This is a genomic window from Caldifermentibacillus hisashii (assembly GCF_039654145.1).
In the GTDB taxonomy this organism is placed as follows: Bacteria; Bacillota; Bacilli; order Bacillales; family Caldibacillaceae; genus Caldifermentibacillus; species Caldifermentibacillus hisashii.
This window is the reverse complement of sequence record NZ_CP155467.1, coordinates 2,087,863-2,109,469: the sequence shown is the minus strand read 5'-3', so window position 1 is coordinate 2,109,469 and position 21,607 is coordinate 2,087,863. Positions and strand designations below refer to the sequence as shown.

The window sequence follows — 21,607 nt, the reverse complement described above, 5'->3', positions numbered from 1 at the left end:
AAGGCTGCGAATTCGTATTTTTCAATTTATAAGGTCCAAAAGAGCGCGATTTGGTCACTCCTATGGGACAATTCAGCTTAATTTTCTATTAGATTTGTCCCATAGAGCCGTTCTATGAGACATTTTTGTTTGACTTTCCGATGTTTTTGTCTCATAGAGAGCGATTCGTCCACTCCTATGGGACATTTCTGCTCTATTTTCAAAGCTTTTTGTCCAATAGAAATTAAACTCCGACTCTCAGAAAATATTCTGGCAAGTTTGGCCCTGCAGTAATGAGATATATTTCGACCGCTTGCTGGTTACCCAGGCAAAATAAAGTTAAGCTGAATCCTACCATTTCCCCATTTCCACTTCATAAAGAAGAAATATTTTGTTATTCTATGTTTATATCATAAAGTATCCATTTTTATTTATTATGTGTTTTTTCAGGGAGTGACCTCTTTTGTATTCTTTTTTAGGAAAAATTGCAGCGATTATATTAAAGGTTTTTTCGAAAATAACGGTAAAAAACCTTGATAATCTTCCGAAAGATACTGGTTTTATTATTGCTTGTAATCATATCGGTTGGGTTGATATTGTCGGGTTGGGTGTAGCCTTGTTACCGCGACAAATTCATTTTATGGCCAAGAAGGAATTATTCAAACGAAAACCAGTCGCCAAATTTTTAACGTCTTTAAATGCCTTTCCGGTTGACCGAAAAAATCCCGGGACAAGCAGCATAAAAACACCTGTGAAATTATTGAAGGAAGGAAATATTGTCGGTATTTTCCCGAGTGGAACAAGAAATGATCATGCGCCAATTAAAAGGGGTGCGGTGACGATCGCCAATTTGGCAAAAGTCCCGATTGTCCCTTGTGCCTATTCGGGTCCAACTAATATAAAAGATGTGTTAAAAAGGAAAAAAATAAATATCATCATCGGAGAACCGATGACAATTTCTGTAAAAGGAAAAGAGGAGCTATTAAAGATAACGGACGAACTTTCCAAACAGATACATAAACTGGAAACAGAAATCATATCGATAAAGAAGTAAATCAAAAGTTTATGATTTCACAATGTAATGTTTGGTAGAATAAGAAGGTAAATAATTTATAAGGGTGTGAAGGGAAAATGGAATCTTTTAAAGCATTGGTAGTTGATAAATTAAACAACGAAACAAAGTTATCGATTCAAGATTTAACATTGAATGATCTTCCGGATGGTGATGTTGTCATCGATGTTCATTATTCGAGTGTGAACTATAAGGATGGATTAGCAACAGTTCCAAATGGCGGTGTTGTTCGCAATTATCCATTTGTTCCCGGTATCGATCTGGCAGGAATTGTTCGTGATTCACAAGATCCCCGTTATAAACCGGGAGATGAAGTCATTATTACCGGATATGATTTAGGCGTAAATCATTTCGGCGGTTACAGTGAAGTGGCCCGGGTTCCGGGGGATTGGATTGTCCCGCTTCCAAACGGACTTACCTTAAAAGAAGCAATGGCCATTGGGACGGCCGGTTTTACAGCTGCACTCTCCATCCATCGTTTGGAAGAAAATGGATTAACAAGTGAAAAAGGTCCGGTGCTTGTAACCGGTGCTACAGGCGGTGTCGGCAGCAGTGCTGTTTCCATGTTAAGTAAATTGGGCTATAAGGTTACTGCCAGTTCGAGAAAAGCAAATGAACAAGATTATTTACGGCAAATTGGAGCTTCCGTAATAATAACCCCGGAAGAACTTACCAATCCGAAAAACCGTCCTCTTTTGAAACAAAGATGGGCCGCTTGTGTGGATCCGGTTGCAGGTAGCTATTTACCGGCCGTCCTCGCGTCCATTCAATATGGCGGATCTGTTGCTGTAAGCGGTTTGACAGGAGGAAATACTTTTACAAGCACTGTATTCCCGTTTATTTTAAGAGGTGTCAATCTTCTCGGCATTGATTCTGTTTTTTGTCCGATGGAAACAAGACTTGCGATTTGGGAGCGGTTAGCCGGGGAAATGAAACCGAATCAGTTGTTGGAGTCGATTGCCAATGAAGTTACATTAGAACAATTACCGGAAATTTGTAAAAAGATTTTAAACGGAGAATTGAAAGGTCGTACAATCGTTACATTGAAATAATAAATAGACGATTGCAGATTCTGAAAAAACATACCATCGTTAATAGAAGCAATTGGCGAATCACCAATTGCTTTTTATAACGCTGCTTTTTATTCAAAAAGCAAGAGACCTAATGAAAAAATATTTGCAAATGGTGATTGACATTAAATTGGCTATAATGGTATGATTCAATAAGGTTAAAAAAATCAAAAAGTAGAAGGGAGGTTATGGTCATGATGAAAAGAACATATTTTGTTAAACGAAACCAAGTAAATATGATCATAGCCTGCTCTTTTTTCAAAAATCATTTTCACTTTGCATGAAAATATTTTTTTCGAAATATATTGATGATAACAAAGACGCAGGTTTATGAAGTATGCGTCTTTTCTTGTTCGGGCACCGTGCATCCGTACTAAGGGCGTAGGGTGCTCTTTTTTGACTCAAAAAAATTGGAAAAACTTGGGTGTAACAGAGAACTGTTCACATAGATCATTTTCTAAAAGGATTTACTCCGGATAGAAACTTGAATACATACGGTGAGTTTTGCCAATATTTTTTCAACCTGTGACATTAAAAAATTCCAGTATTCAATCTATCCAATGGACGTATTCATTTGGAAAAGGAAAATTTAAGATTGGGGAGATGTTTTATGCGTGTAAAAACATTAATCATGATGAAAAGTTTAGATCTTGAAGGCGGATAGTGAAAATTTTACACAGTTGAGGAGTTGACAGACATTGTTTAGTGTATTAGTGAAATTAAAATGGTTTTTTAAAGAATATTGGAAAAGGTATTTTGTCGCTGTTTTTTTACTGATTATTGCCAACTTTATCGAAGTGATTCCACCGATGATGATTGGTTCAGTGGTTGATGATATATTTCTTGGCGGCATGACCGGTGAAAAACTAACATTTTATCTTGTTTCCTTAACCGGACTGGCCATAATAAATTATTTGATTAGTTACAAATGGCAATATAATTTATTTGGTGGGGCTTTTGTCGTAGAAAAGATATTACGCTCCAAACTGATGAATCATTTGCTTAAGATGTCACCAACGTTTTATGAAAAGAATCGAACCGGTGACTTGATGGCACGAGCAACAAATGATTTGCGATCCGTTTCTGTTACTGCCGGATTCGGTATTTTGACATTAGTGGATTCGACTTTATATATGCTGACGATTCTCTTCATGATGGGATTTCTGGTATCATGGAAACTCACATTCGTCAGTATCATTCCTTTACCGTTTTTAGCAATCGCAATGAAAATTTTAGGGGATAAAATTCATCATCACTATACCATTGCTCAAGATGCGTTTGGTGAAATGAATGATCGCGTCCTTGAATCTGTATCAGGTGTCCGTGTCATCCGTGCTTACAGTCAAGAAAGGGCAGAGGAAAAACTATTTGAAAAAATGACTAATGATGTTTACCGGAAAAATCTTGTCGTTGAAAAAATTGATGCCTTCTTCTTCCCAATTTCACGGATAGCTACCGGATTAAGCTACTGTATTAGCTTATCTTTTGGTGCCTATTTGGTCATGCACCAACAAATTACGCTTGGTGAGCTCGTTTCATTTAATGTTTATCTCGGAATGTTGACATGGCCGATGTACGCAATCGGGGAATTGATTAATGTTATGCAGCGCGGTAATGCTTCTTTGGATCGGGTTCAAGAAACGCTTAATTACCATGAGGATGTCCCGGATCCTGACAAACCGGTTACAGTAGAAAATTTATCCGATATTGCATTCGAGCACGTTAGCTTTCAATATCCATCATCGAATGAAAAGAATTTACAAGATCTTTCACTCCATATCCGTCAAGGGGAGACGATTGGTATTGTCGGGAAAACCGGGAGCGGGAAAACTACATTTATTAAACAAATTTTGCGTGAATATCCGCTTGGGGAAGGAAAGTTGCTATTATCCGGCGTTCCTATTCGTTTGCAGAAAAAACAAGATATTCGGAATTGGATCGGTTATGTTCCGCAAGATACTTTTTTATTCTCAAGATCAATTAAGGAAAATATTTTATTCGGCAACCAACATGCAACCGAAGAGGAAATGATGAAAGCCATTGAACTGGCGGATTTCACTAAAGATTTATCTATGTTGCCTGAAGGGTTAAATACACTTGTCGGTGAAAAAGGTGTCGCCTTGTCAGGGGGTCAGAAGCAGAGGATATCCATTGCCCGGGCGCTGATTAAAAACCCGGAAATTCTCATTCTTGATGATGCGCTTTCTGCTGTAGACGGGAAGACAGAAGCGAAAATTATTCAAAATTTACGCGAAGAGCGAGCCGGAAAAACAACCATTATTACGACGCATCGCCTTTCAGCTGTAGAACATGCGCACTGGATTATCGTCCTGGATGAAGGAAAAGTCGTCGAGGCAGGCACCCATGGAGCATTACTAAATAAAGGCGGATGGTATAAAGAACAATTTGACCTTCAACAAATAAAATCGATTGCCGGGGAGGTGAATATATAATGGTTGGCAGACGTTTATTTCAATATGCCATGTACTTTAAAAAGATCATTTTTACTGCACTTTTTATGTTAACAATTGCCGTAACAGCAGAAGTACTTAGTCCGTTTGTTGCGAAAATTATTATCGATGATCATATCATGGCAAACCAACCTGATATCCCGACAATTATCAAGCTGATTGTCCTTTATTTTAGTTTATTTGTTATTGCCGGGATATTCAATTATGGTCAATATTACTTTTTACAAAAAGCGGCGAATCGAATCATTGAAAGAATGCGGAATGAATTATTCCGGAAGATTCAAACATTGCCAATTTCGTATTTTGATAACTTACCGGCAGGAAAAATAGTCGCTCGAATTACAAACGATACGGAAGCGATTCGTGATTTGTATGTAGCTGTTTTGTCGAACTTTTTTACCGGTATTGTGCAAATGATTGGAATCTTCATTGCTATGTTTATTCTTGATGCAAAACTTGCTCTTATTTTTACCCTCATTGTCCCTGTCATGGTCATTTGGATGATGATTTACAGGAAGTATGCGGCAAAGTATAACCATGTGATACGTTCGAAAATTAGTGAAATCAATGCGATGATTAATGAATCGATTAAAGGAATGCCGATTATCCAAGCATTTAATCGGGAAGATGCGACCCGAGATGAATTCGAGACTTTGAATCAAACTCATTTTCAATATCAAAATAAACTATTGATATTAAACTCGTTATCTTCAGGGAATTTAGTTGGCACTATAAAAGCCATTGTCTTCGTTGCATTTATCTGGTATTTCGGCGGCGATGCAATTTCCACCCGTACGAATTTGACGGTTGGTGTGTTGTATGCCTATGTAGACTATATTAACCGGCTCTTCAATCCGATCCATAATATTGTTAATCAGTTTAGTAATTTAGAAGCTTCATTGGTGGCAGGCGAACGCGTCTTTCGCTTATTGGACGAAAAGGGAACCCCGGTAAGTGATGAAAAAATACCTCGCTATCAAGGAAATGTCCAATTTAACCATGTGTACTTTGCTTATAAAGAAAAAGAATATGTGTTAAAGGATATTCATTTCCAAGCGAGTCATGGTGAAACAGTTGCATTTGTCGGTCATACCGGTTCCGGGAAAAGTTCGATTATGAATTTATTGTTTCGATTTTACGACCCAAGTCGTGGGGAGATTTTGATTGATGGAAAAAATATTATGGATTTCCCGAAACAAACGATCCGTGAACATATGGCCATCGTGTTACAAGAACCGTTTTTATTTACGGGGACGATTTTTTCAAATATTACTATGAATGATCCGAAAATTACGAGGGAGGACGCAGAAGCTGCATTGCGGGCTGTTGGTGCTGATTTCGTTTTTAACCAATTGGAACACGGCTTGGATGAACCGGTCCTCGAAAAAGGAAGTACGCTATCATCCGGCCAGCGCCAATTAATCTCTTTTGCCCGTGCCCTTGCTTTCAATCCGGCAATCTTGATTTTGGATGAAGCAACTTCGAATATTGATACAGAAACGGAAAGCGTCATCCAACAAGCAATGGAAGTGTTAAAACAAGGTCGGACGACATTCATCATTGCTCACAGGCTCTCGACGATTAAAAACGCTGATCAAATTTTAGTTCTTGACCGTGGTATGATCGTTGAAAAAGGGAATCACGAAGAATTGATGGAGCAAAAAGGGAAGTATTATCAAATGTATCAGATCCAACAAGGAGTGGCAATGGAACATGTCAGGTAAACAATCTGTTCAACAACCAATGCCCCTGCCAAATCGTAATCAACGAAGAAGATGGGAGACGAGCTAACCTTATATGTCCGATTTGTTCGGCCGGGTAAGGTGTTGGTTTTCCCACATGGATTTGTGTCCATTAGCGGAATTCCGACTATTTGATTTTAATACTGTTATAGGGAAAAAAGGTTGCCATAAAAGTTTGTATGACTGGCAACCTTTTTTCTTTTGCGATATGATAAGGGTAATTCAGAAAAAAACATGCAGGAGTTTCTTTATGATCGGGAATAAATATCCATATAGACTAAGTATCATTATTTTTATTTTTTTCTTCAGTTTTCTGCTCGTGACCCTGTTTGTACAAACCGGGAAGATTGAAAAATTTGATTTATCGATTATTCATTTTGTTCAAGGGTTTGAAACACCATTGTTAACTTCAATTATGTTGTTTTTTACCAAAATCGGTTCATTTCCTATCGTTACCCTCCTTTTTCTATTAATTTCTTTATTCTTGTATTTTGTTTTTCATCATCGCAGTGAACTGGTTTTGTTTGCGGTTGTCATTGCCGGCACACTAGTAATCAACCGGTTATTAAAGGAATATTTTGAGCGTGTAAGACCGGATATTCACCGGTTGATAGAAATAGGCGGTTACAGTTTTCCGAGCGGGCATGCCATGACAGCTTTTTCTGTTTATACAATATTGGCTTTTCTTTTCTGGCGCCATATTTCAACACGTTTCGGTCGCATCATGTTGCTTATTTTTAGTGCATTATTTATTTTCATGATCGGTATAAGTCGAATTTATCTGGGTGTGCATTACCCGAGTGATATTCTCGGCGGTTATTTTGTCAGCGGTATGTGGTGTACATTGGCAATCGGTTTTTTTCAAAAGTATAAAAATAGGAATCATGCCAAGGATTAGCTTTATTGGGAGTGGGAAGGGGAGACCCAGGAAATTGGAAGGGGGAATTTCAAATATGGATTTAAAACAAATATTTACAAGGATTCAAAATCATCATTCTGCCATGTTAGGAAAAGAACATTACCGAGCGTTCGGAATTTTAGTCCCACTTATTCAAATAGATGGACAAATTCACCTTTTATTTGAAGTACGATCATTACAGTTGAAAAGACAGCCTGGTGAAATTTGCTTTCCGGGTGGAGGGGTTGAAAAATATGATCCTACTCCACAAGATACGGCAATTCGTGAAACTGCCGAAGAACTTGGCATTGAAAAAGATTCAATTTCACGTGTTTATCCATTAGACTTTTTTGTTCAGTCAATGGATGGAAGAATCATTTATCCTTATGTAGGTTTTATCGATAATATAAATAAAATAAAACCAAATCCTGATGAGGTGAAGGAAATCTTTACCGTGCCAATCGAATATTTAAGAGACATGAAACCGGAAGAACATCGACTAACCTTTCAAGTCCAACTTGGTGAAGACTTCCCTTATCATCTCATACCTGGCGGGAAAAACTATTCGTGGAAAACGCGGGAAATCGTTGAATATTTTTATTTCTATAAGGACTATGTGATTTGGGGTTTGACAGCCAATATTTTACGTCATTTCTTATCCATTCTTTATGAACAGGAGAATGGAGAGAAAAAATAAGTTCCGAAAAAGTTTTTATGGATGATTTCACGAAAAGATTTGCATAAACGATGTTTCTTAAACAACCAATACGAAACGTTAAGCGTTACTTTTCGGGTATTAACCATTGTATCTTTTTCGTCATTATGTTTAAATAGTCACGTACCTGTGTACATTTGGATAGGTAAAGAACATTTCAATCTCTTGCAACAGAAGAAAGCGAAGTACTGGATTCGCAGCATCCCTTTTAAAACTAGATAAATGCCACGTATCCAAAAAACATAATCAATAAAGGAGTGTCTACATATGAAATGCAAAATTAACCGGAATGCGGCAAAAGTACTAAAGAAACAATTGGAGTCCGAAGAAGCACAAGGGAAAATGGTTCGTGTCTATGTGACTCATGAACACGGTGATCATGTTCATTATGGATTAACGTTTGATACACCAACGGAGCATGATGAAATTGTTAAAACGGACAAAGATATTGATGTTTTACTGGATAAAAGAAATGACTGGTTAGATGGTGTCTGGATTCAATATTTTTATGTTCCTGAAGAAGGATTTGTCATTACTAATCCGACAAAAGGCGGACATCACCATCACTAAATGATAAATATATTTTCAAAAGGCTCTGTTAACCACTACTAATTGAAGTTTCCCTGTATTCGTCACAGGTTGAAGCACTTGGTTTAACAGAGGTTTTTAAAAAAATTTATTGGGGGAGTTATGGCTACAAAAAAATATTATGTCGTTTGGAAAGGTACGAACACAGGTATTTTCACTTCATGGGATGACTGTAAACGAAATGTTCAAGGAGTTCCGGGTGCAAAATACAAATCATTCCCATCGCTAAAAGAGGCAGAAATTGCTTTTCAGAGCGGTTGGCAAGCATATTACGGGGAAAACACAAAAAGTGACAAGAAAGCAAAGGCAAGAATACAAACGAACATTCAACAGAACCATGATTATATTGAAGACAGTATCGCTGTCGATGCGGCATGCAGCGGGAATCCGGGTCCAATGGAATATAAAGGCGTTTGTCTAAAAACCGGTCAAACATTATTTCACTTTGGTCCAATCGTAGGAACAAATAATATCGGTGAATTTCTGGCCATTGTCCATGCCCTCGGATTTTTACAAAAGAAAAACTTGTCTATTCCGATTTATTCTGATTCGCAAACTGCCATCAAATGGGTAAAAATGAAAAAAGCGAATACAAATTTACCGTTAACCAAGGAAACAGAACAAGTATGGAATTTAATCAAACGCGGAGAGCAATGGTTGCAAACACATTCCTATGCCAATCCAATTATTAAATGGGAGACGAAACTATGGGGAGAGAACAAAGCCGATTTTGGCAGGAAATAAATTAATTGATATCTTATGCACAATGTACTTGTTTTTTCGGTTAAACGAACAACCGGTGGGGGATATTGTGCTCCCCCGGGGATTGAAATGTCACTTAGTAATTGGTTATTCAACAATCTTATCTTTCCGGGTCATCTTTTTCCAGTTAATTGAGGGACATTGAAAAAAGTAACGAACATGGCCCTCAATTTTGCTCGGTTTTTCCATTTGGTAAGATAAGTACTTCCACTCTTCGATTTTTTGCCTTTCCTTCTTCGGTATCATTGGAAGCAATCGGTTGAAATTCACCAAATCCTTTCGCACTAAACATTCTTGGATCAAGCTGCTCATTTTCTAAGATGATTTTCATAAAATTAACGGCACGCATGACACTAAGCTCCCAGTTTGATGAAAAATTAGAATTCTGGATCGGAACATTGTCCGTGTGCCCGCTAATAATGACGTTGTGCGGAGGGTCAATGACGAGTAAGTCGCTGATTTCTTTTGCAATCGCAATATCTTCTTCACGCACTTCAGCACTTCCGGAATCAAACAAAACACTGTCATTAATTGTAACAAGAAGCCCCTCGCTCGTTAACGAAGTTTTCAGCTGACCGGTTAGCCCTTTTTCCAAAATGTACTGGTTGACTCGCTCTTGAGTAGCACTTAAAGTAGTTTGTTCGTCAACCGATACTTTGGTCTGTTCTTTTGCCTTCTCTAATTTTTCCTTCGTTTCATCTGCCAGCTCTTCACCATTTTTTTGTTCAATACTTTCGTAGTCAACAATCCCTGTTCCTCCTGTAAAAATTTCGCTAAATACCTTTGACATGGACTGAAATTTTTGGGCATCTACCGCACTGGATGCAAACAATACAATAAATAAGGCAAGTAATAAAGTCATTAAATCCGAGTATGGTAATAACCAAGTTTCATTAAATTCTTTATCGTCCTTTTCCTTTTTACGCCTGCTCATTATTCGGTTCCCTGCCTTCATCTAAAAAATGTTGCCGCTCATCAGTCGGTAAAAAGGATGAAAGTTTCTGCTCAATTTCTTTCGGTGTTTCTCCTTGAAGAATGGAGAGGATTCCCTCAATCATCAACAATTTCATACGAACTTCCAGCTTTGATTTCCGACGTAATTTATTGGCAAACGGGTTCCAGAGTATATACCCGGTGAAAATACCGAGTAAAGTAGCGATAAAGGCAGCACTAATGGCATGCCCCAATTTCTCTGTATCACTCATATCGCCGAGAGCGGCAATTAAACCAACGACCGCTCCAAGAACCCCAAGCGTCGGTGCGTATGTTCCTGCTTGGGAAAAGATTTGCGCTCCAACAGCATGACGTTCTTCCATGGCATCAATTTCTTCCAACAAAACATCACGAATATAATCGGGGGTCTTCCCGTCAATAGCCATACCCATTCCATTTTTTAAAAACGGGTCATCAATTTCTTCCAGTTTTTTTTCTAAAACAAGTATTCCTTCCTTCCGTGCGATTTGTGACCATTCCGAAAACAACTTAATTGCTTCGGTCATCTTTATACTCTTTTGTTCAGTAAAAAGTATTTTAAATAACTTTGGAATATTTTTTAATTCACTCATTGGAAAAGCGATTGTAACAGATGCTATTGTACCTAACAAAATTATTAAAAATGCGGCTGGATTGTTTAAAGCAACAATATCGACACCTTTTAAAACCATCCCGACACCGACTGCAACAATTCCAAAAATAATACCAAGTAATGAAGTTTTATCCATTTAAATCACCTATCTACCATCATTTTTGCCCTAATTATCAAATTGATAAAAAGTCATTTCATATTCAGACATGTACTTTATATTTGATTTCAGGCTAATATACTATCTCACTTTTTATCGACATTTTTTTACAAAATTTAATAGCAGGTAAAAAAATAATGTTTTTGCGCCAAAATAATACAGAAGAAATTAAGAAAATTTATGATTTCGTGCACCTGACATACAAATCCACCCATAAGTATGTTAGAATAATAAAATATTAGGGAAAGATTTAATAGAATGGAGTTTGTTTATGAAACTAGTAAGTTGGAATGTCAATGGCCTAAGAGCATGTGTGAAAAAAGGCTTTTTGGAATATTTTTATGACATAGATGCAGATATTTTTTGTATACAAGAAACGAAATTAAAAGAGGGCCAGATTGACGTTGATTTACCGGGATACTTACAATATTGGAACTACGCCGAAAAGAAAGGGTATTCCGGAACAGCTGTGTTTACAAAATATAAACCATTGACGGTTTCATATGGTTTTTCTCCGGAAGAAAGTGAGCGAGAAGGAAGAATCATTACCTTGGAGTATGAGAATTTTTACTTAGTGAATGTATATACGCCAAATTCACAGCGAGATTTGGCAAGATTGAAGTTTCGCTTAGAATGGGAAGATAAGCTGAAGAAATATCTATTGGCATTAAATGAAAAGAAGCCTGTGGTGTACTGTGGTGATTTAAATGTTGCCCATCAGGAGATTGATTTGAAAAACGCTAAGTCCAATATCGGTAATTCCGGGTTCACGTATGAAGAACGAGAAAAAATGACAAATTTACTGGCTTCCGGGTTTATTGATACATTTCGTTATTTACATCCGGATGCGGTCGACCGTTATACTTGGTGGAGCTATATGAACAAAGTACGGGATAGAAATATCGGATGGCGTATTGATTATTTTATTGTTTCAGAAAGTATAAAAGAAAAAATTGTAAATGCCGACATTCATTCACATGTATTAGGAAGTGACCATTGTCCGATTCTTTTAGAAATCGACCTGTAATATTTCCTTCGTATTGCCAATATTTTTCATCTAAAAGGGAATTATGTTAAAATTACGAAGTGTTATTCTTTTTTAGAATGCTTTTCTAGGAATAATAAGACTAGTAGAAAGATTAAATAGTTTATTTCCTATTTTTGTGATGATTTTGAAAACTATTTAAGTTTATATACAACAAATTGAAAGGAAAGAAAGCTGTATGAAAAAAATTAAAATAACATGTGACCGTACGGCCGATCTTCCCGATGAATATCTTATTCAAAATGATATTGAAACAATTCCTCTCTATATTATTTTAGATGATAAAACCTATCGGGACGGAATCGATATTACTCCTGATGATATATTTTCCTATGCGGAACGAACAGGAAAACTACCTAAAACGGCAGCTGCCTCAGTTCAAAATTATTTTGATATATTCTCAAAATATGAGTCCTATGATGCCGTTATTCATATTAGTCTGGGTGAGAATTTTTCCAGTTCTTATCAAAATGCATACTTGGCTTCTCAAAAGTTTCATAACGTGCATGTGATTAATTCGGACAATTTATCAACCGGCACCGGTCATATCGTTATGGAAGCTGTTCATTTAGTAGAACAAGGAATGGAAGTTAAAAGTATTGTAAGAACATTAACAGAACTCGTTCCCAGAGTGGAAGCCAGTTTTGTCATTGACACGCTGGATTATTTGAAAATGGGGGGCAGATGTTCCGCTATTACTGCTTTTAGTGCAAACTTGTTAAATATTAAACCATGTATTGAAGTCATTAACGGGAAGATGGATGTGGGAAAAAAATATCGCGGACGCTTTGAAAAATCAATTGAAAAATATGTGGTTGACCGTTTGAAAGACCGAAACGACATTGTCCCGGACCGTATTTTTATAACCCATTCCGGATGCTCTGAGGATACTATTAAGCGAGTACATGAATTAATTAACCAGCACCAAAAATTTGAAGAAATTATCATCACGAAGGCATCTTGCACGATTTCCAGCCATTGCGGTCCCAATACACTTGGCATTCTTTTTAAAAGAATATAGAGGCACGACTTTCAAGCGGTGCCTCTTTTAATAAATTTGTTTATTATTTGGCATAAAAGTTTTCCGTATAATAAGGTTCAGCATTTGTGTTGAAAGCAACTCCCACACCTAAGTATTCATAATCCTTTTCAAGAATATTTTTTCGGTGACCAAGCGAATTCAATAATCCTTCATGGGCGAAGATACTGCTAAATTGGCCATATGCTAAGTTTTCTCCAGCAAGAATAAAAGTAATCTGGTCCGCTGCCATCCGATCGAATGGATCTTGTCCTTTGGGATTTGTATGGCTGAAATAAGCATTAGCCGCCATATCATCGCTATGCTTCCGGGCGGTTATGCGAACACGTTCATCCCAAGTTAATGGGCTTAGATTGTGTTTAACCCGTTCCGCATTCGTTAAATCAAATAGTTGATATTCAAAACCTTCCTTTAAAGCTTGGCTTCCATCGGTATACATGTCAGCCCGTTCGTTTTCAAGGGATTCACTAATGATTTGGATAGCTGTAACGGTATTATTTTCATGTATATCATAGAAGATTGTAATGTAACTGTTATCCTTGTGAAAAATATCGTATTCGCGGTCTTCAGGAAGATTGTAGCGAACAACCCCTTTTTGAATGCTCGTAAGCGGTTCTGTTCCCATCTTACTTAATACTTCTTCTTTTCCAGTGCCAATGCCAATACCGTTTGCTGATGATATTAAGTTTTGATTTGTAAATAATCCGGCAACTTTCCCATCTTTATTATAGGCAACCATGAAAAAGTTTTGATAGTTTTCATGATAAGTATGCCAGTTTGTATGATATTCATTTAAGCTGACTCTCTTCGGCTGCCCGTACATATTTTCTACATCTTGTTTTGACGAACCTAATTCAATATTTGCTATCGAAAAGGTTTGTTGTTCCGGTGCATTTAATGTAATTTCTTCGGCTTTATCATTGTTCTTGGGGTCATCTTCGGTCATTTCATTTATGGAATCGGTTATCCCGTATATAATATCATTTATGTCTTCTTTTATTTCCGACAAGTTAATTTGATCTGTTAAATCTGATATTCCTTCTTTAAGTTGGTCAATAAATGAATTGGTCTCTTGGTCAGCATTATTAGTGAAAGAAAATAATAATACTAGTGCAGCAATTATTAAAATAACCCGCAAATTTTGTCCACTCCTTTCAATCCCTTTACCCAAGCTCGTTTGGTAAAAGACTCGGACGCCATGACTGCTCAAGCTTTTCTTTTCTAATTATAACAGAAATGATTAGGTAAACCGCAAAGATGAGCGATTATAAATTTATAGAGTAATATCAATTCTACATGTTTTTCATTCGAATAGGAAAACCACAAACAGAACCATTCGCTTTCTCTTTAAATTTGTACATAATACCATACGTTAAAATATCTAGCAAATGGATGAAATAACCAAAAGAAAAACGGTGTGAGATTAGTTTCTCAGCACCGTTTTTTTTCACTAAATTTTGTTATCAACTTACAGCCAAGCAGCACCTACAATAATCAATAGGATGAATAGAACTACGATCAGGGCGAACCATCTTCCACCACCAAAACCGTAGCCGCCACCGTAGCCGCCGCCGTAGCCACCGTAGCCATATCCTCCATGGCATCCGTAAAAGCCCATTCAAATCCCTCCATTCGTGTAATAAAAATATTCTTTACTTGGAATTGTGTTGTTCATCATTCGTGACAGTCCATTCCTGTAATGACCAACAAACGCTAGTCATTCTCCAGAAACAAAGGACAATGAATAATCAATCAAAGTCCTTTATTTTACTTACCAAATGTACGCTGAACCAACGATGATTAATAGGATAAACAACACAACAATCAAGGCAAATCCTGCACCATATCCTCCTGCTGTTGGAGCACTCATCAATAAACACCTCCATGTTTATTTGTTAGCAGTATATGTATTAACCTGCAAATTGACTAGTCATCTGTCCCTGATTCATAAAATTGGGCAATTACCTATAAGAAATGTTTAATGGAAAAGAGAAGGATAATAAAAGATCTGTTCTTCACAACAGAACAGACCTTAAATTTAAATTATTTGAAAAGTATATCATTTCGGTCGAACTTTTTTTACAATGGATGCCATCTGTTTAACTAATGGATCAGCTTGTTTGACTATTTTATTCACTTGCCCGATGGATTGGGAAATTTTATCAAAATCCCAGTGACCATCATTTGTTTTAAAGTAATCAAAAAATATCTGAGAAGAAGGTTTATTAACATGTTGAACAGGGAAAAAAGGATTTCTTGGCCGCCGTGGTCCTAGTGGTCCCTGGTTATATGGAAACATGGTTCTCCCTCCTTTCAAAATGTCAGAAACTGATGATGATACTTTATTTATATTTCTTTGCCGATCATTTGGTAAAGGCATTCGTCTTGCTTTGGTATTTGAAATATTTTATCGATTTTGGATTACTGCTTGTTGCATAGTTAATTAACGGAGCAGCATAACAATGAATGAAAAAAAACTCATCATCCGAATTTCTTCTAAACATATACCGTCAAAAGTTCCACCTTTAAAAATTTTTTATCCTCCGATTGCTTTACTACATTTTTCGGTTCAGGTAGAATAACAATATGCATGAAAAGATAAGGGCGATTGCGATTCACATAGCTGGAAAACTTGTGAGTTATAAAAGAACACAGATTTTTCCGGGAATCAAAAGTTTAAGGGAAGGTCACTATGAACGAAGAAAACATTACTAGAATTTTTTTGAATGATAAAGAATATATTTTGATCGGAACTGCTCACGTATCAAAAAACAGTGCCGAGCAAGTGAAGGAAATTATTGAAACAGAACAGCCGGATTCAGTTTGCATTGAGTTGGATCAAGGACGATTTCAATCTATTACGGAAGGAAACAAGTGGAAAGATACGGATATTTTTAAAATTATTAAAGAGAAAAGGGCAGGGATGGTATTTATCAATTTGGCACTTTCATCTTTTCAGAAAAGAATGGCTGATCAAATGGGGATTAAACCCGGTCAAGAGATGATTCAAGGAATTGAATCGGCTAAAACGGTTGGTGCAAAACTTATTCTAGCTGATCGAAATATTCAAACTACCTTTTCCCGCATTTGGCACAGCATGAATTTTAAAGAAAAAATGATGCTTCTCACCCAAGTTATAGCCGGTATTTTTACCGATGAAAAAATAACGGAAGAAGATTTGGAACAATTAAAAACAAAAGACAGCATTGATGCCATGCTTAATGAGTTTACTGAAAATTTACCGCAATTGAAAAAACCGTTGATTGATGAACGGGATCAATATTTGGCTGAGAAAATAAGAACGGCACCCGGTGAAAAAGTCGTAGCTGTATTAGGTGCAGCTCATGTTCCCGGTGTTTCAAGAGAAATAGAAAAAACGCATGATTTAACTGAATTAACAAAAACACCGCCAAAGTCGAAAAAACCAAAAATTATCGGCTGGTCGATCCCCGTTCTTATTATTGCCATTATCGTTTATACATTTTTCGCGAACCCGGATGCAGGGATGCAACAAACATGGAGTTGGATTTTATGGCACGGCTCTTTGTCAGCACTTGGAGCGGCGTTGGCATTTGGTCATCCGCTAACCATTTTAACTGCTTTTGTGGCAGCTCCCATTACCGCTTTAAATCCGTTGCTTGCTTCCGGATGGTTTGCAGGATTGGTACAAGCGTTTGTACGAAAACCGACTGTTGGTGATTTCGAAAACCTGTCAAATGATATTTCATCCGTAAAAGGGTTTTGGAACAATAAAGTAACACGAATTTTATTGATCATTATTTTATCCAATATTGGCAGCTCCATCGGCACATTTATTGGCGGTGCGGATGTATTGCGGTTATTCTTTAAAAATTTTTAATGAAAAAAGTTAGGCTTGAAATGAATGGAAAAATATGTAATAGTATAAATAAGTGAAAACTGAATATGAAAATAAGTTTGTAGGGGAACCGGTGTTGCCGGTTGAGAGTGCGTCCGTAAGATGCTGACCCTTGAACCTGATCTGGTTAATACCTGCGTAGGGAACATACTTTTTTGCGATATGAATGAAATTTCTTACATGAAGTATGTGCCCTAGGATGATTCCTGGGGTTTTTTCATTCTCTCTCCCTCTTCAAACTTGTTTTCAAATCATAATGAAGAAAGGGGAACACGCATGAAAAAAATACTTTTTCTTGCCGTATTTACCATGCTTTTAGCTGCATGCCGGGGAGAAACTGCAAATTCTGGTTCCGGAACTTCGAAAAATGATCAAGATAAGCTAGAAAAAGCAAATATCGTCTTGGATTGGACACCGAATACGAACCATACCGGTTTATACGTGGCACAGGAAAAAGGGTATTTCAAGGAAGAAGGATTGGATGTTGATATCATCATGCCGGGTGATGCGGGGGCAGACAATCTTGTGGCATCCGGACAAGCCGAGTTTGGTATCAGTTACCAGGAAGGGATTACCGAGGCTCGAATCCAAGGAGTGCCAATTGTTTCTGTTGCAGCGATTATCCAACATAATACATCCGGTTTTGCTTCATTAAAAGACAAAAATATAAAAACTCCAAAAGATTTCGAAGGGAAAACTTATGGAGGGTGGGGAGCACCACTTGAAAAAGCGATTATTGAATCGTTAATGAAACAGGATCATCATGCGGATGTCGGAAAAGTAAACATCATCAATATTGGCGATACCGACTTTTTTACTGCGACAAAACAAAATATTGATTTTACCTGGATTTATTACGGGTGGACAGGCGTGGAAGCTGAATTACGTAACACCCCGATTAACATGGTCTGGTTAACTGACTATAGTGATAAGCTTGATTATTATACGCCCGTTATCTCTACGAATGAGACAATGATTAAAGAAAAGCCGGAGACAATCAGGAAATTTTTACGGGCAGTGACAAAAGGGTATGAGTTTGCTATCGAAAATCCGGAAGAAGCGGCAAATATATTAATCGCTGCCGAGCCCGAACTTGACCCGGATCTCGTCCAAGCTTCCCAAAAGTGGCTCGCTACAAAATACAAAGATGACGCAGCACGTTGGGGAGAGCAAAAATTGGAAGTATGGGAAAACTATTCGCAATGGATGTATGACAATGGTTTACTAGAAAAACAGTTAGATAGTAAAAAGGCGTTTACAAACGAATTTTTACCGGAATCGTAATTTACAAGAAATGGAGGAGAAAACAAATGGCTAATGCATTAGTAAGCATCCAAATCATTCCTAAAACAAAAAACGGTGAGGATACAATTCCTTATATTGACGAGGCCATTAAAGTCATAACGGATTCAGGAGTAAAATATCAAGTTAATCCGCTTGAGACAACAATGGAAGGTGACTTGACGGAACTTATAAAGATTGTTGAAAAAATGAATAAGAAGATGATAGAGCTAAATTGCCCAAGTGTCATTTCGCAAATAAAAGTGTTCTATAATCCTGATGGTGCGTCAATGGACCAGTTGACTGAAAAATATCGGTGATGAAAACAATTTGGCAAAAAGGATGGGGGGCACTTTTTGTTGTCATTCTTTTATTCATCAGTTGGGAGGCAAGTGTCCGTATCTTCCGTGTACCAAATTGGTTGTTGCCATCTCCTTCACAAATTGTGAAAGAGATGGTTGAAGGGTACCATGTGTACGGGGAGCACCTTTTACCTACGTTATCGTTGGCACTTTCCGGATTAATGGTCGGCTGTTTGATTGGAATCATTATCGGGATTGGTTTACATATCGTTCCATTTTTACGGCAAGCGTTTTATCCATTACTGATTATCTCGCAAAACATCCCGGTTATTGTACTGGCACCGCTCCTTGTCATTTGGTTTGGCTTTGGGATGTTACCAAAAATGATTGTGATTACGCTTGTTTGTTTTTTCCCGATTACCGTATCTTTACTGGACGGGTTCCAGCATACCGATCGAGAATTATGGAATTATATGAAAATGGCCGGGGCAACGAGGAAGCAACTGTTTTGGAAATTAGAATGGCCGCAAGCAATCCCTGCCTTGTTTTCCGGATTAAAAATTTCTGCAACGTATAGTGTAATGGGGGCCGTCATATCGGAATGGCTTGGAGCAGAAAGAGGCATTGGTGTTTATATGACATTGGCATCATCTTCATTCCGGACCGATCGTGTTTTTGTTGCCATATTATTCGTTGTTACGTTTAGTCTGTTATTGTTTGCCTTCATCGTATTTCTGGAAAAATTGGTCATTAAGTGGGATCCGGAGAAGGAAGGGTTGATTGATGAGTGAATTGGTTATTGACAGTATATACAAGTCATTTGGCGCTGATCAAGTTTTACATGATGTATCCTTTGCTGCTCATGACGGGGAATTCATATCGATATTAGGACCTTCAGGCAGCGGAAAAAGTACATTGTTCAAGGTGATTGGCGGGATCACAAGGCAGGATGCAGGAGAGATTTATATCAACGGGGAAAGAATAACCGGAAAAAGCGGCTATATCAGTTATATGCCGCAATCAGCCGCTCTAATGCCTTGGCGGACAGTTCTTGACAATGTTTTGCTCGGTCAAGAGATTGCCGGTAAGCGAGATCCGGCTAAAGCGGTGGAAATGCTAGAGCGGGCAGGATTGATAGGGTATGAAAAACGTTTCCCTCATCAATTGTCTGGTGGGATGAAACAACGTGTTTCCTTCATCCGCAGTTTGCTAAGTCCGCAAACGTTAATTTGCTTAGATGAGCCGTTTTCTGCCTTGGACGAATTTACCCGGTTTGATATGCAAAAATGGTTGTTATCAATATGGCAAGAATATTCTAAGACGATTCTATTTGTCACGCATAATATCGAGGAAGCTTTATTTTTATCGGATCGGCTCATCATTTTGTCGGCAAAACCGGCCAAAATAAAAAGAGATTGGCAAATCCCTATCGAACGTCCCCGTACAGAACAATTATTATACACAAACGAATTTTTACAATGGAAAAAGATGGTTTATGAAGAAATTAAACAAGGATAACTAGGATTAAGTGCAAATCAGGAAATTTACTTCCAAAAGTTTATGGAAAAATTAAACAAGGATAACCCTGGATTTGGGTTATCCTTTTCATATCGGTTGAAATATAGGTAAAAGCCCGATTTTAGTTTCATTGTTTCGTTCTTGAGGCTACCCGAATATTTTTCTTAGTTCGCTTTTCTTAATTGTTTGCTGCGTAGTTGTCCGCATGCGGCATCGATATCTGTTCCGTGTTCTTGGCGGACGACGCAATTGATACCGTTTTTCTTCAATGTATCGTAAAACCGCAAGATCGATTCTTTAGAACTTCTTTTATATTGAATATGTTCATTGACCGGATTATAAGGTATCAAGTTGACATAAGCAAGATGGCGAATATCTTTTAGTAGTTCAGCCAACTGTTTTGCTTCTTCCACATGATCATTAACATCATCCAATAAAATATATTCAAAGGTGATACGGCGATTTGTTTTTTCTAAATAATAATTAATGGCCGGGAATAATTTTTCAAGCGGATAAGCCCGATTGATTTTCATAATTTGGGAACGCAACTCGTTATTTGGTGCATGTAACGATATGGCTAAATTCACTTGCAAATCAAGATCGGCAAATTCATAAATTTTTGGTACAATGCCACTCGTTGAAACCGTAATATGGCGGGCGCCAATCGCAAATGCTTTCGGATGGTTGATAATTTTTAAGAAACGAACAAGGTTATTGAAGTTGTCGAACGGTTCACCGATACCCATGACAACAACATGACTAACGCGCTCACCCGTTTCATCCAAGAAGCGCTGAACATGCATTATTTGCTCAACAATTTCACCGGAAGTCAAATCGCGATTTTTCCGTAAAAGCCCGCTGGCACAGAATGAACAGCCGATGTTGCAGCCGACTTGTGTAGTCACACAAACAGATAGTCCGTAATGTTGCCTCATCAAAACTGTTTCAATTAAATTACCGTCTTTTAATTGTAATAAAAATTTTACCGTTCCGTCTTGAGAAACTTGTTTGATTTGAACATTTAACGTACTGATTTCAAAATTTGCTTCAAGAAGTTCAATACATTCTTTATTTATATTTTTCATCTCATGAAAAGCAGTTATTCTTTTTTGATACATCCAATCCCAAACTTGTTGGGCCCGGAATTTCTTTTGACCGTGTTCTAACATCCATTCTGTCAATTCCTCTATAGTTAATCCGTAAATGGATTGCTTATTCATTCGTAACCCTCTTTCTACCCAATTGATATCATTAGATAATTGTAACCGAAATATATCTATTTTACCAGTGGGGAAAGATGGATACAATCATTGTTTTTAAGTTGTTATAAAGAATGTACTGGAACTTAACAAATCTATATTGGCCAAATTCCGTTTTTGAACGGTCGAAAGCGAGACAAATGAAACAAAACCGGAAATAAGTGACCGTTCATTAAGAGTTTTGGTGGCAAATTTCTACTTAAGAAATCAAAAATTTTTTGACCAAAGCAATTGACGCACATTGAAA

General features: G+C 37.4%; 22 protein-coding genes and 1 riboswitch. Of the genes, 15 read left to right on the top strand and 7 right to left on the bottom strand.

The window, feature by feature from the left end:
- Window positions 1–442 precede the first annotated feature (442 nt).
- From NSQ14_RS09930 to NSQ14_RS09895, 8 genes are all read left to right on the top strand, one after another.
- Window positions 443–1,033, top strand: a complete 591-nt coding sequence (locus tag NSQ14_RS09930; protein ID WP_041844880.1) for a lysophospholipid acyltransferase family protein — start codon at window positions 443–445, stop codon at window positions 1,031–1,033.
- A 77-nt stretch (window positions 1,034–1,110) separates the two neighbouring features.
- Entirely contained in the window at window positions 1,111–2,103 is a 993-nt protein-coding gene (locus tag NSQ14_RS09925; RefSeq protein WP_346216293.1) for an acryloyl-CoA reductase, read from the top strand.
- 716 nt (window positions 2,104–2,819) lie between these two features.
- Window positions 2,820–4,574, top strand: coding sequence for an ABC transporter ATP-binding protein (locus NSQ14_RS09920; protein ID WP_041848139.1), 1,755 nt, complete (start codon window positions 2,820–2,822; stop codon window positions 4,572–4,574).
- Complete coding sequence (locus NSQ14_RS09915) at window positions 4,574–6,316, top strand: ABC transporter ATP-binding protein (RefSeq protein WP_346216291.1); 1,743 nt, start codon at window positions 4,574–4,576, stop codon at window positions 6,314–6,316. Before NSQ14_RS09920 ends, NSQ14_RS09915 begins: the two co-directional genes overlap by 1 nt.
- A 268-nt stretch (window positions 6,317–6,584) precedes the next feature.
- Window positions 6,585–7,232, top strand: coding sequence for a phosphatase PAP2 family protein (locus tag NSQ14_RS09910; protein WP_034770462.1), 648 nt, complete (start codon window positions 6,585–6,587; stop codon window positions 7,230–7,232).
- A gap of 55 nt (window positions 7,233–7,287) precedes the next feature.
- Complete coding sequence (locus NSQ14_RS09905) at window positions 7,288–7,929, top strand: NUDIX hydrolase (protein ID WP_041848141.1); 642 nt, start codon at window positions 7,288–7,290, stop codon at window positions 7,927–7,929.
- Window positions 7,930–8,214: 285 nt separating this feature from the next.
- Window positions 8,215–8,517 carry a heme biosynthesis protein HemY gene (locus NSQ14_RS09900; RefSeq protein ID WP_034770459.1) on the top strand — a complete coding sequence of 101 codons (303 nt, stop codon included), beginning with the start codon at window positions 8,215–8,217 and terminating at the stop codon, window positions 8,515–8,517.
- A 120-nt stretch (window positions 8,518–8,637) separates the two neighbouring features.
- The gene (locus NSQ14_RS09895; protein ID WP_041848142.1) at window positions 8,638–9,279 is read left to right on the top strand and encodes a viroplasmin family protein; all 642 of its coding nucleotides are present in this window, start codon (window positions 8,638–8,640) and stop codon (window positions 9,277–9,279) included.
- Window positions 9,280–9,463: 184 nt separating this feature from the next.
- Here the strand turns inward: NSQ14_RS09895 and motB are convergent, their stop codons facing one another.
- Together motB and motA are read right to left on the bottom strand one after the other, a co-directional pair.
- Entirely contained in the window at window positions 9,464–10,231 is a 768-nt protein-coding gene (gene motB / locus NSQ14_RS09890; RefSeq protein ID WP_108898113.1) for a flagellar motor protein MotB, read from the bottom strand.
- Window positions 10,218–11,018 carry a flagellar motor stator protein MotA gene (gene motA / locus NSQ14_RS09885; RefSeq protein WP_041848144.1) on the bottom strand — a complete coding sequence of 267 codons (801 nt, stop codon included), beginning with the start codon at window positions 11,016–11,018 and terminating at the stop codon, window positions 10,218–10,220. Before motA ends, motB begins: the two co-directional genes overlap by 14 nt.
- Window positions 11,019–11,310: 292 nt before the next feature.
- Here motA and NSQ14_RS09880 point away from each other — a divergent pair, with 292 nt between their 5' ends.
- Both NSQ14_RS09880 and NSQ14_RS09875 read left to right on the top strand, forming a co-directional pair.
- On the top strand, window positions 11,311–12,066 hold the full coding sequence (locus NSQ14_RS09880) for an exodeoxyribonuclease III (RefSeq protein WP_343191183.1): 756 nt from the start codon (window positions 11,311–11,313) through the stop codon (window positions 12,064–12,066).
- Between the two features lie 196 nt (window positions 12,067–12,262).
- Window positions 12,263–13,105, top strand: coding sequence for a DegV family protein (locus tag NSQ14_RS09875; protein WP_343191182.1), 843 nt, complete (start codon window positions 12,263–12,265; stop codon window positions 13,103–13,105).
- A 43-nt stretch (window positions 13,106–13,148) separates the two neighbouring features.
- On the opposite strand, the gene NSQ14_RS09870 is transcribed toward NSQ14_RS09875, so the two are convergent.
- From NSQ14_RS09870 to NSQ14_RS09855, 4 genes are all read right to left on the bottom strand, one after another.
- On the bottom strand, window positions 13,149–14,261 hold the full coding sequence (locus NSQ14_RS09870; RefSeq protein WP_082035206.1) for a CAP-associated domain-containing protein: 1,113 nt from the start codon (window positions 14,259–14,261) through the stop codon (window positions 13,149–13,151).
- 330 nt (window positions 14,262–14,591) lie between these two features.
- Window positions 14,592–14,741, bottom strand: a complete 150-nt coding sequence (gene yjcZ, locus NSQ14_RS09865) for a sporulation protein YjcZ (RefSeq protein WP_216407854.1) — start codon at window positions 14,739–14,741, stop codon at window positions 14,592–14,594.
- 153 nt (window positions 14,742–14,894) lie between these two features.
- Window positions 14,895–14,993 (bottom strand): YjcZ family sporulation protein, encoded by a 99-nt coding sequence (locus tag NSQ14_RS09860; protein ID WP_072012683.1) that lies wholly within the window; start codon window positions 14,991–14,993, stop codon window positions 14,895–14,897.
- A gap of 189 nt (window positions 14,994–15,182) precedes the next feature.
- Window positions 15,183–15,422 (bottom strand): YppG family protein, encoded by a 240-nt coding sequence (locus NSQ14_RS09855; protein WP_034770449.1) that lies wholly within the window; start codon window positions 15,420–15,422, stop codon window positions 15,183–15,185.
- 393 nt (window positions 15,423–15,815) lie between these two features.
- On the opposite strand from NSQ14_RS09855, the gene NSQ14_RS09850 reads away from it, so the two are divergent.
- The 5 genes from NSQ14_RS09850 (at window position 15,816) to NSQ14_RS09830 (ending at window position 20,101) form a co-directional block, all read left to right on the top strand.
- On the top strand, window positions 15,816–16,982 hold the full coding sequence (locus tag NSQ14_RS09850) for a TraB/GumN family protein (protein WP_346216290.1): 1,167 nt from the start codon (window positions 15,816–15,818) through the stop codon (window positions 16,980–16,982).
- Window positions 16,983–17,053: 71 nt separating this feature from the next.
- Window positions 17,054–17,162, top strand: a riboswitch (TPP riboswitch).
- A 114-nt stretch (window positions 17,163–17,276) separates the two neighbouring features.
- Window positions 17,277–18,284, top strand: a complete 1,008-nt coding sequence (locus NSQ14_RS09845) for an ABC transporter substrate-binding protein (protein WP_346216289.1) — start codon at window positions 17,277–17,279, stop codon at window positions 18,282–18,284.
- Between the two features lie 26 nt (window positions 18,285–18,310).
- Entirely contained in the window at window positions 18,311–18,601 is a 291-nt protein-coding gene (locus tag NSQ14_RS09840) for a thiamine-binding protein (RefSeq protein WP_034770438.1), read from the top strand.
- Window positions 18,601–19,374: an ABC transporter permease gene (locus NSQ14_RS09835; protein ID WP_034770436.1), complete on the top strand. Its 774-nt coding sequence runs from the start codon at window positions 18,601–18,603 to the stop codon at window positions 19,372–19,374. Before NSQ14_RS09840 ends, NSQ14_RS09835 begins: the two co-directional genes overlap by 1 nt.
- A complete protein-coding gene (locus NSQ14_RS09830; RefSeq protein ID WP_269919400.1) occupies window positions 19,367–20,101 on the top strand; it encodes an ABC transporter ATP-binding protein in 735 nt (244 codons plus the stop codon). The genes NSQ14_RS09835 and NSQ14_RS09830 overlap by 8 nt, the downstream gene beginning before the upstream one ends.
- A gap of 164 nt (window positions 20,102–20,265) precedes the next feature.
- Here the strand turns inward: NSQ14_RS09830 and rlmN are convergent, their stop codons facing one another.
- A complete protein-coding gene (rlmN, locus tag NSQ14_RS09825) occupies window positions 20,266–21,321 on the bottom strand; it encodes a 23S rRNA (adenine(2503)-C(2))-methyltransferase RlmN (protein WP_346207351.1) in 1,056 nt (351 codons plus the stop codon).
- Window positions 21,322–21,607 lie beyond the last annotated feature (286 nt).